Origin of the sequence: uncultured Streptococcus sp., from assembly GCF_901875575.1 — a bacterium.
In the GTDB taxonomy this organism is placed as follows: Bacteria; Bacillota; Bacilli; order Lactobacillales; family Streptococcaceae; genus Streptococcus.
The window spans coordinates 60,051-70,094 of sequence record NZ_CABFMF010000066.1 but is presented as its reverse complement, the minus strand read 5'-3'; the positions used below and the strand labels follow the sequence as shown (position 1 = coordinate 70,094).

10 protein-coding genes and 2 pseudogenes are annotated in these 10,044 nt (G+C 33.3%); 3 read left to right on the top strand and 9 right to left on the bottom strand.

All coding sequences use genetic code 11. The features are described 5' to 3' along the window. Nucleotides 1-138: 138 nt before the first annotated feature. The 7 genes and pseudogenes from QZ114_RS08940 to QZ114_RS08910 form a co-directional block, all read right to left on the bottom strand. Complete coding sequence (locus QZ114_RS08940; protein WP_295502402.1) at nt 139-1,482, bottom strand: sensor histidine kinase; 1,344 nt, start codon at nt 1,480-1,482, stop codon at nt 139-141. Further along, nucleotides 1,475-2,158, bottom strand: a complete 684-nt coding sequence (locus QZ114_RS08935) for a response regulator transcription factor (RefSeq protein WP_000276748.1) — start codon at nt 2,156-2,158, stop codon at nt 1,475-1,477. Before QZ114_RS08935 ends, QZ114_RS08940 begins: the two co-directional genes overlap by 8 nt. Before the next feature lie 488 nt (nt 2,159-2,646). After that, nucleotides 2,647-2,933 (bottom strand): annotated as a pseudogene (locus tag QZ114_RS08930) (DUF5966 family protein). A gap of 13 nt (nt 2,934-2,946) precedes the next feature. Beyond that, nucleotides 2,947-3,249: a DUF5962 family protein gene (locus QZ114_RS08925; RefSeq protein WP_295502399.1), complete on the bottom strand. Its 303-nt coding sequence runs from the start codon at nt 3,247-3,249 to the stop codon at nt 2,947-2,949. A gap of 56 nt (nt 3,250-3,305) precedes the next feature. Further along, a complete protein-coding gene (locus QZ114_RS08920; protein ID WP_295502397.1) occupies nt 3,306-4,034 on the bottom strand; it encodes an ABC transporter permease in 729 nt (242 codons plus the stop codon). Then, on the bottom strand, nt 4,031-4,780 hold the full coding sequence (locus QZ114_RS08915) for an ABC transporter permease (RefSeq protein ID WP_295502395.1): 750 nt from the start codon (nt 4,778-4,780) through the stop codon (nt 4,031-4,033). The genes QZ114_RS08920 and QZ114_RS08915 overlap by 4 nt, the downstream gene beginning before the upstream one ends. 5 nt (nt 4,781-4,785) lie before the next feature. Continuing rightward, complete coding sequence (locus QZ114_RS08910) at nt 4,786-5,697, bottom strand: ABC transporter ATP-binding protein (protein ID WP_295502393.1); 912 nt, start codon at nt 5,695-5,697, stop codon at nt 4,786-4,788. 466 nt (nt 5,698-6,163) lie between these two features. Between QZ114_RS08910 and QZ114_RS08905 the strand changes: the two genes are divergently transcribed. Continuing rightward, a complete protein-coding gene (locus QZ114_RS08905) occupies nt 6,164-6,862 on the top strand; it encodes a response regulator transcription factor (RefSeq protein ID WP_033682226.1) in 699 nt (232 codons plus the stop codon). Further along, nucleotides 6,859-8,229 carry a sensor histidine kinase KdpD gene (locus QZ114_RS08900; protein ID WP_295502390.1) on the top strand — a complete coding sequence of 457 codons (1,371 nt, stop codon included), beginning with the start codon at nt 6,859-6,861 and terminating at the stop codon, nt 8,227-8,229. The genes QZ114_RS08905 and QZ114_RS08900 overlap by 4 nt, the downstream gene beginning before the upstream one ends. 43 nt (nt 8,230-8,272) lie before the next feature. Here QZ114_RS08900 and QZ114_RS08895 read toward each other — a convergent pair whose 3' ends face one another. Next, nucleotides 8,273-8,488 carry a DUF5966 family protein gene (locus tag QZ114_RS08895; protein ID WP_295502407.1) on the bottom strand — a complete coding sequence of 72 codons (216 nt, stop codon included), beginning with the start codon at nt 8,486-8,488 and terminating at the stop codon, nt 8,273-8,275. 6 nt (nt 8,489-8,494) lie between these two features. On the opposite strand from QZ114_RS08895, the pseudogene QZ114_RS08890 reads away from it, so the two are divergent. Then, nucleotides 8,495-8,764 (top strand): annotated as a pseudogene (locus tag QZ114_RS08890) (transposase); the annotation flags it as partial. A gap of 83 nt (nt 8,765-8,847) precedes the next feature. Here QZ114_RS08890 and QZ114_RS08885 read toward each other — a convergent pair. Next, entirely contained in the window at nt 8,848-9,732 is an 885-nt protein-coding gene (locus tag QZ114_RS08885) for a diacylglycerol kinase family protein (protein ID WP_295502388.1), read from the bottom strand. Nucleotides 9,733-10,044: the final 312 nt, after the last annotated feature.

Here is a 10,044-nt window from a genome sequence, read left to right as displayed (position 1 = left end):
AAAAGGACTTAGCCCTGTACAATACAGAACTAAATCCTTTGCTTAAATTAATTGTCTAACTTTTTGGGGTCAGTACAAAAACCATCTATTTTTATATATAACTATTATGTGGAAGGTATCTAATATATCCCTATAGAATTATTTTTTAATAAGCAACGTCACCTGAGCACCACCTCTATCTGGATTTGATAAAAATAATTCTCCAAAATGTCTAGTTGCAACTTGTTTAGCAAATGCTAACCCTAAACCATAGTGCTTATTATTCCTACCTTTATTCTCAGTATAAAATAACTTATCTGCATTTAATAAGGACTGTTCAGTAAAAGGGAGACCATTGTTCCACACTCCAAAATTAATATACTCTGTTTCCTCAATGATAGTAAGAGTAACTTTTTTTTCTCCAGAACTATATCTTGCTGCATTTGCTAAAATATTAATTAATGCCCTATTTAAATTAAAACGATTTCCCTTAAAAAACATTAATTTTGTAGTATTAATAATTTTGAAATCAACCTTTGCATTATTCATTACAGATTTCGCCTCTACTGACAGATCACTTAAAAAATCAGGTAAATATATCTGTTCCCCATAATCTTTATCTTCAATTAGTAATCTTGAATAATCAATCATTGAACTAAAGTATCTTTCAAAAATCACTATACTGTTATTCATTGACTGAGTATATTCCTTCTGTTGATCAGTCAGGTTAGTTAATTCAAGCAACTCTAAATTTCCCTTTAGTACTGTTAAAGGAGTTTTTACATCATGAGCTAATGCACCAACTTGAAAAGATAAATCTTCCTTCTCCCTTCTCTCTGATTTGAGTAAATTAGTTAACTCGTCGTCCTTTTGATATAATACAGAAAGAATTTCATCGAACTCTTGTATTTGAGCGGGAATGTTTTTTTCTTTAAATGTTAACTGCCCCATGTTTAAAGCTTTTTTTTGTATGAGGAGAAAATTATTTGAAAATTCTTTTATTAATCTTGTCAGTGACCAAATGAGTAAAATCGTTTCGAAAACGAAGAAAAATAAATAAGAAAATAGATTAAATGAAATGTGACGCAAATTCGGATTAACAAACTCAGGTATCATGGGTTGCCTGACAGTAAGTACAATCTCTGAATTAGCGTAATACCCATAATACACTGCACTATTACTTACAGATTCATTTTTAGCAAACACTTCTCGATAGGCAGGCAAATCCTTTTTTTGATAATTGCCCTCTTCAATTGTACCTGTCTTGCGATTAAATACAACATAGTCAAATATAGAGTTATTCATTGCTTGAACTACATCACTTAAATTGCTGGTATCACTCACTGAAATTTCAATTTTAGAGCCGTATGCATTTAATTGTCCTGTAAAAACAAGTAAATAAGTAAATATAAAAAATAAAAGTATACTCAGTAACGTACCTGTTACTAGTTCTAAAACAGTCCTTATTATACGTCCTCTAATTGTACTATTCTTCTTAATCATGCCACTTGTATCCCATACCTCTAACTGTTTTTATAGGATTAATTCCATAGGATGAGAATTTTAATCTTATTTGATAGATATACTCAGATATTGAACGAAAGAGGGTTTCAGCATCATCATCATAAACGTTTTCATATATATCTTGTACAGTAAAAATTTTTCTTGGATTGCTAGATAATAGCTCTATGATATCATATTCCCTACTTGTAAAGGCAAGACTATCTCCATTAATACAAACAATTTTTTCTTGTAAATAAATCGTTATTGGAGATAATTCTCGAACAATTTGATTACTTAATTCACCTTGTTTGTATCGTTCTTCTCGTTTGAGATTTGCAGCAACTTTTGCAATTAATTGATTGATGCTGAAAGGTTTTGTAATATAGTCATCTCCTCCTAAATTCAACCCTGATACTATATCATCTTCGGTGTCTTTTGCACTAACAAAAATAATAGGGGAGCTTACTTTATTTCTAATCTGCTTACAAATTTGCATACCATCTATATTAGGCATCATTACATCTAATAAAATCAAATCAAATCCTTTGAAATTATTAATATTGATTGGTACGGTGACTTCTTGATACGTCGTTACCTGATAGTTTTTCATCTCCAAAATAGTTCGCATCAGTTTCAAAATTTCAAAATCGTCATCTACAACTAATATCTTATACATTCTATCACCTCAAAATATTTTAGAGAACTATCTGCAAAGCTCCGTATTCTTGACAAAGAATAGTCTCAATACATCAATTTGTAATTGTTCTTTATTCTTTAAATTATATTTTTAAAAACTAGTACAAATCTATTTTACACTATCTTGAACAAAATTCGTAATATTTAATAGTATAATTTGAGTGCCGTCAATGTCATTTCTTATCCAGCAGGAGTCTCCATAACTTTCCCATCTATATATGAATAATCCTTCCCCTTAAGTTCTCCAAGGTAATGTTTCAATGATTCTTGATTATTTACCATCACCTACTGAAGCAACAATTATTGAACCTTGACATTTGAGATTATATCAGAGAAAATTCAGATTTTATTCAGAGAAAAAATCATCTTTACACTACTAGTGAAATTCAAATTTAAGAAAGAATCAATTTCTAAAATTTTTCATGTCCTAAAAAGCGGAATACGTTTTGAACTTGTTCAGATTATTTTCTATTCCTTCTTCCACTTATATCCTGTCCAGCATGCTAAAGCAAGTAAAACTAAATTAAAGATGATAAAGAAAGTCGTAAAACTAAATAACCATTCTGTGCTAAATCTTCCGTGTAAAGTTCAGTCTCTGTAAAGAGAAGATAAATTCCATAGCCCTCCACGAAAATAAGAAAACTAATAAAACCAATAAGGAAAAGTCCACTGGCAATAAGAAAGAGTCTCCATAAAAGAATGAGAATTCCTCCTACTGCTAAAAAAATTACTGGGATAAGGAGTAAATCCTTCATGACTTTCTCCTTTCTAGTCAATCAACTGACGATAATGGGTGACAAGAGAGGAATCAAACTCTTCTAATTTTTGAACTAAGTCCAAATACTTCTCTTTTTCATCTTCTTCAAAGTCCACACCTAGATGATTCTGAAGAGCGATTTCCAATTGACTAGTGAGTTCTCGTATAGAAAAGCTGTAATCGCCTGTCACTTCCTCATAATGTTCCTTTAACTCCTTGTAGGCTTGGTATTCTTCAGGTGTTTGAAATCCCTGTACCAAGGCCTCTTCTAATTGATAATTAGACCTTCTTTCTATAAAATCTAGGTCAAGCATACCGGATAAATCTTGGAGCTTTTACCACAAGAAAAAGACTCCGAAGAGTCTTCGCATTACTTATGCAATTCTTTATTACTCAATGTATGAAAAATCCCCCACAGAAGAATATTTACAATGATAAACAGCACTATTTCCACTAAATTAAAGTCTATCAAATTTCGTGACCGTATTGCCACCATAGCTTGGGAGTAGGGATAGATTAAAGATAATTTATCTGATACAAAAATCATCATAAATCCTACGAAAGTACCAATAGCACCAATTCCCACAGATTTACTGAAAACACGAGTTTTAGCTGTCACAAAAAACTGCACTGCCATCATACTAATTGTTCCAAAAATCCCCAATAAATCCCACTTGAGGTAGGTGAACAAATTAGAAATTTCTAAATGAGCTAGGTGAGCACTGACATAAAAAATACCAAACAAGAACAACTGTAAAACAGCAATAAACAAGATAATTACTATTTCTTTTGCCAACAATAATTTCCCAAGACTAACATTATTAGCTCTGAGAAATTCAATATTTTTTCTATCAAACTCTTTTCCTAACATCATGGCTACATAAAGGCTAACCAAAATCGGAAAGAAAAGCTGGCTATAATAGAAGGTCAATTGTCCCCATAAAACAGGCACTTTTTCACTTTCTTCAACTATAGAATAAGCTGCACCAAAGTAAATCCCAAGACCAATCAGGCTACAAAAAGCTAAGAAGCAAATACCAATCATCAACATGGAAAATTTTTTAGTTTTCCGCCATTCTACTGATAGATAAGACATCATAGCTTGCCTCCTTTCTTTTCAACCAAATAGAGAGATAAGAAGAGATAGATTAGGGCTATTGGCAAATATGTAAAGAGTTTAAATCCTAGGTTTGTCGCAAAAACATAACTCACTTGACTGGCGACTTGCTGGTAATCCACCAGAGACAGATATCCTATACCACCAAAAGGGAAAATCAGCTGTAGAAAAGCTGGTGCATGACCAAAGCCAACTCCAAGAAATCCTCCGAAAATCCCTAATGCCAGTATCAATGCCTGCTTCTTCAGTAAAAACTGCAAAGTCAAAAACAGACAGGTTAAGACAAAAGAGGCTAGCAAGAAAATGACGATTTGCCAGAGGATTAGGCTAACAGGCATTTCTAGACCAGATAAGATTGCAATCAACTGGACTACTACTCCCTCCAAAAAAGCGAGAAAGGTCAAAATGAACATAGTCAGGCCAAGCTTACTCAGAAAGATATGCCGTACATTTTCACCATTTGCCAAAAGCAGTTTGAAAGTATTGCCCTCCTTCTCGTTCTTGATAATCCGCGATACAAAGAGAGCAATCATAATAGGGAGAATCAAGCCATTTACTTCTTTTATCATATAGAAAATTAGGCTAATCTGGTGCATGTCTGGATTACTTAGGTAGCGTGTAGCGGCTGCAATTGCCCAAGCAAATCCGACTCCCATAACTAGTATGCTAATGAGGAAGGATTTGGTTCGTTTTGCCTTGAGCAATTCAATAGACAAATTATTCAACATAAGACTCACTCCTTGGTTAAGTTGAGGAAGATAGATTCCAAGGTTTCTTGCTCTTGCTTCACTTCATAAATTTGAACTTTCTCGACTATTAAATCTCGTAACAAACTAGAAATCTGCTGATCGGCAAGGTTAGTCAGCTTGAGTTTATCCTCTTGTATCTCCAACATCTTGCACGGATAACCAAATAATACTTGGATAATGGCTTCACGTCGACCTCTAAAATCCCCACGCACTTCCAGCCATTTATTGGACTGAATTTTACGAATTTCTCCCTCGTAAACCAGTTGACCATGATTGATAATCCCCACACGGTCAGCTATATGCTCTACTTCAGAAAGGATATGAGTAGAGATGAAGACAGTAATGCCCTGTTCTTTTGCCAACTTGATAATCAGTTCCCGAATTTCATGAATCCCTGCTGGGTCTAGCCCATTTGTTGGTTCATCCAGTATCAACAAACGCGGTTTCTTGACTAAGGCAAAGGCTAAAGCCAAGCGCTGTTTCATACCCAAAGAATAATCTTTAACCAATTTTTTCTTGTTTTTAGGTTGATCTAACCCAACAATTTTCAAGGTTTCCTGAATATTTTTCTTATCAAATCCAAGGATTTTTTGGAAGACCAAGAGATTTTCATAGCCTGTCAAATTAGGATAATAAGACGGTTCTTCAATCATAGAGCCAATCTGATTAAGATACTGCTTGTCCGTACCTATAGATTGACCGAACACTTCAATCTCCCCAGCTGTACGAGAAATCAAAGACAAAATCATCTTCATGGTGGTTGTTTTCCCAGCTCCATTTGGACCTAGAAAACCATAAATCTCACCTTGTTGAACTGATAAGGAACTAAGGTTAACTACCTGAGTGTCCTTAAATCCCTTTTGTAAGTTTTTTATCTGTAAAACATTACTAATCATTATGAACTTCCTCCTTTAAACCAAATAATTTTCTATAATTTTGATTTCTATAAATCAAACTATCATGAGTATCTTTGATAACATCTCTACTACTCTTATCAACAAAAATAATAGAATAACATAATTCGCAATATCTAATTGGCGACTCACTATTAGCATTGTTTTGTCTGAATAAAATGAATTATTCCACTACCAGCACCAAGAACGTTATCACGTTCTTCAAGAGTTCATTCTTGAAGAGAATTCATTACTTCAATCTCAACGAGATTCATTTGTTGTTTAGGCATTTGGAAATACCTCACTGATTAAAATTTATTTGAGAAGTATCTCTATCTAGGTTATGTCTTTATTATAGACATGCTAGATTAATTTTAAACTAAGCTAACCTTAATTTTACATTAAGATTAAAGTATCTTGCTTTTTTCACTCTTTTAAATGGTATAATATAGATAAGCGAGGTAAGATTATGAATTTCGAACAACAGCTCCTGAATAAGCACATCCTTATCATTGATGACGATAAAATTTTAAACTCTTCCATAAGAGATATTCTCACTGCCTACGGATTTTCCAATCTAACATCAGCCTATGATATAGAATCAAGTTTGGACATGATTGAAACAGAGCAGTTCGACCTTTTCCTTTTGGACATTATGCTCCCCGATGGTGATGGCTATACATTAGCAAAACATATCCGAAAAAAAGGCGATACTCCTATCCTCTTTCTGACTGCCAAAAATAATCCTGAAGATGAGGTAGCTGGTTTCAATGCTGGTGGTGATGATTATGTCGTAAAACCCTTCATTCCAAAAAATCTTATCTATCGTATTATGGCTCTGCTCAGGAGAAGCTATAAATCAGAACAGGAAGCAATACAGATTGGACAGACTTTGGTGAGTTTTCGGAATGCAACAGTACAAAAAAATGGAGCAGAAATTTCTATTACACCAATTGAAATTAAGATTTTGAAAAAACTTTACGATAATAAAAATTACATCGTTTCAACTGAATCGCTCTGTGATACGATTTGGGGAGTGGATAGCTTTGGTTATGAAAACTCTTTGACTGTACATATTCGGAAAATTCGAGAAAAAATAGAAGAAAATCCTTCAAAACCTCAATATTTAAAGACAGCTAAAGGGCTGGGATATAAATTGTTATCATGATTATGAACCAAACCAAAATTTTAAGGTATTCACTAAAGAAATTTATCTTTTTTTCCATCATTATCTTTATTACCAATATTATTCTAATTGCCAGTTTTGTTTTCTACATTAGGGAAAAGCAAACTGCTACTGAGACTGTAAAAATAATTTCTGAACACATTACCATCACAAAAAATAACGTCCACATACCTAAAAATGATATTTCTAGTCTAAAAGAACAAAAGTTATGGCTCATGGTATTGGATAAGCAGACTGGAAAACAAGTGTACGAACAGTATAAACCTACAGAAGTTCCTTCGCAATTTGACTATGGGGACATTTTACAGTTTTCTCGCTATTATCTTGCAGATTATCCTGTTTTTAGTCAGATAAAAGGTGACTACATCATTGTTGTTGGTTTTCCAAAAGATAAAATTGCTCGTTATAGTTATAATTACTTAGATATAGATAGTATTCGCCTGATTCCACTAGTAGCATTTGGAGTATTGCTTTTCAACTGCCTTTATTTCGCTTTTCTTTACTACTATGGTGTGACGCATATCAATCGTAAAATTGCGCCTCTGGTAACTGCTATTCAGAATCTCCCAGATGGTTTGAAAAATCCAATAAATTCTATATCAGAACTAGAATATCTTACAACTGCAATTAATCAAACCGATACTCTACTCAAAGAGAATGAAGTCTTTAAAGAGCAATGGATTTCAGGAATTGCACACGATATCAAAACACCTCTTTCTGTCATCATTTCTAACGCGTCCTTGTTAAATGATTCTGAACTAGATACACAGTCTAAAAAACATATTCGCCCAATATTGACGGAATCCTATTACATCCAAAATATTTTAAATGACTTAAATATAGTAGCTCGCCTTTCATCCGGTCATCTTCAATTAAATCAGACTGAAACAAAAATTATCCCCTTCTTCAAAGACATTCTCATCCATATTTTAAATCAAGAAATCTGGAATGATTTTGAATTTGAATTTGATTACGATTATTCACTTGTTAATCAATCTATCATGATTGAGCAGTTTTTAATCACGAGAGTTATCCATAATATCATCTACAACTCTGTTTTACATAACGAAAAGGGTTGCACAATAAGAATCTACTTATTCAAAAAAGATACAAATGTAATTGTCGAAATCAAAGATAATGGACAGGGAGCTTCACCAGAAAAAATTGCTGAACTTAATGAATTATCTTTTAAAAACATTGATATTTCTAAAATTAGAACGACTGGAATTGGGCTAAAAATTTCAAAACAAATTGTTGATTTGCATCAGGGTTCTATTTCGTTTGCTAGTGTCCAAAATGAATTCTTTGAAAGTATCATTTCACTTCCGATTTTCAACATTACCAATTAGATAAAAAAATGGAGAAGAACCACTAGAGTTTTCTCCATTTTATTCATCTTGTCTTCCACTTATACTCTGCCCAGCCTGCCAAGACAAGCAAAGCAAGGTTAAAGATGATGAAGAAGGTTGTAAAGCTGAGGAGTCCATTTTGTGCTAAGTATGCTGTATACAGTTCAGGCTCTGTAAAAAGAAGATAGAATCCATATACCTCAGTAAAGAGAGTAGCACAGACTAGTCCAATTAAAAACAATCCACTAGCCAAAACTATGAGCCCTTTTTTAAAGCTTGATTTCAGAAGTTTCTCTTACCAACATTAAATATACAATCAGTTATTATTATGGATAATGCAAGATCCCATAGAATGGGTAAGCTAGAACTCTTGTGTGAAGAGTTTGGGCATAAACTTTTACCTCTTCCTCCCTACTCACCCGAGTACAATTCTATTGAGAAAACATGGGTTCATATCAAAAAGCACCTCAAAAAAGTATTACCGAGTTGTAGTACTTTTTTCGAGACTTTTTTGTCTTCCTCTTGTTTCAACTGACTATATTGGCAAGGAATATTCAACCTTAAAAGAGCAATCTTTTAAAGTATACAAAAAGCCTTAAAAAAAGCTTTCTCTATATACTAATTCTCTTTCGGTTTTGAAAATACTTCTACTCGCTGAGCTAGGACTTTGATTTCTACAGGTAGGTTATCCGATTTATCGCCGTCAACATCTGACTCCAATTCACTATCTGAAGAGATCTTAATATTACGCGCTTTGATATACTCGATATTATCATTTGCCACAACATCACCTTTTAATAAATCAGGAATGACGGATAATTTGGAGAATAGAGACGCATCTTTCAGAATCAAAATGTTGGCATAGCCATCTTTGTTTTCTTCAAAGATTTTTTTGTCAGCGAAGTAATTTGTCAAGAGAATCAAAACATGACTAGCTTCCCCAACATAATTTCCATTTTCCGTCTCCACCTTAATGTTAAAGACCTGATCCGTCATGACAGACTTCATGGTATTTACAGCATAGGCTAAAATACCGAATTTTGTCTTATCTTCAATTTCAACATTGTGAATCGCCTCAGGAAGAGAACCGATACTAAAGATATAACCAAAATAATTGTCATTCGCTTTTCCGATATCAATCTTATTGGTTAAATCAAAATCCAGTTCATCTATCGCGCCATCGATGTCTTGATCGATTTCCAACAGTTTCGTAATGAGGTTACCCGTACCGCCTGGGATAATCCCTAGCTTAGGAATGTAGTCTCTCTCAGCAATACCCGAAATGACTTCGTTGACAGTCCCATCTCCACCAAACACAACCACTGCATCGTACTGCTCACGAGAAGCTTCTTCAGCAAAATGTGTTGCATCCAGCGCTTTTTCGGTAATTTTGGTTTCCACGTGGTCAAAGTATTCTTTTGCTTTATTTTCCAGCTTATCTTTGTAATCCAAAGCCTTCTCACCACCAGAGGTAGGATTGATAATTACCATTGCTTTTTTCATTGATAATACTCCTTAATTTTTAAATAGAAATGTTAGCGTAGCTGCATTTACCATTACATATAATGCTATTATATAATGAAAACTCATAAAAGAGAACTTTGACGTACTGGAGATTGATTTATAAAAACATTGAGAAATTATTTACTAAGAATTTTTAGAATACAAAACATCGATTGAGTAAAGATTAGTAGATATTCTTAAATTAAAGTTATTACTTTACTGTAATAATTATTTTATCTATCTATCAATGAGAATTGATTACGAAATTGTTGTATTTCATTAAAAAACATATTGTTTACCCTTTTTCAAAAC

What these genes read in the sequence shown, in the direction of transcription:
- QZ114_RS08935 (WP_000276748.1), bottom strand. Translation starts at nt 2,158, where the DNA reads ATGTATAAGATATTAGTTGTAGATGACGATTTTGAAATTTTGAAACTG.
- QZ114_RS08920 (WP_295502397.1), bottom strand. Translation starts at nt 4,034, where the DNA reads ATGATGTCTTATCTATCAGTAGAATGGCGGAAAACTAAAAAATTTTCC.
- QZ114_RS08915 (WP_295502395.1), bottom strand. Translation starts at nt 4,780, where the DNA reads ATGTTGAATAATTTGTCTATTGAATTGCTCAAGGCAAAACGAACCAAA.
- QZ114_RS08900 (WP_295502390.1), top strand. Translation starts at nt 6,859, where the DNA reads ATGATTATGAACCAAACCAAAATTTTAAGGTATTCACTAAAGAAATTT.
- QZ114_RS08940 (WP_295502402.1), bottom strand. Translation starts at nt 1,482, where the DNA reads ATGATTAAGAAGAATAGTACAATTAGAGGACGTATAATAAGGACTGTT.
- QZ114_RS08885 (WP_295502388.1), bottom strand. Translation starts at nt 9,732, where the DNA reads ATGAAAAAAGCAATGGTAATTATCAATCCTACCTCTGGTGGTGAGAAG.
- QZ114_RS08905 (WP_033682226.1), top strand. Translation starts at nt 6,164, where the DNA reads ATGAATTTCGAACAACAGCTCCTGAATAAGCACATCCTTATCATTGAT.
- QZ114_RS08910 (WP_295502393.1), bottom strand. Translation starts at nt 5,697, where the DNA reads ATGATTAGTAATGTTTTACAGATAAAAAACTTACAAAAGGGATTTAAG.
- QZ114_RS08925 (WP_295502399.1), bottom strand. Translation starts at nt 3,249, where the DNA reads ATGCTTGACCTAGATTTTATAGAAAGAAGGTCTAATTATCAATTAGAA.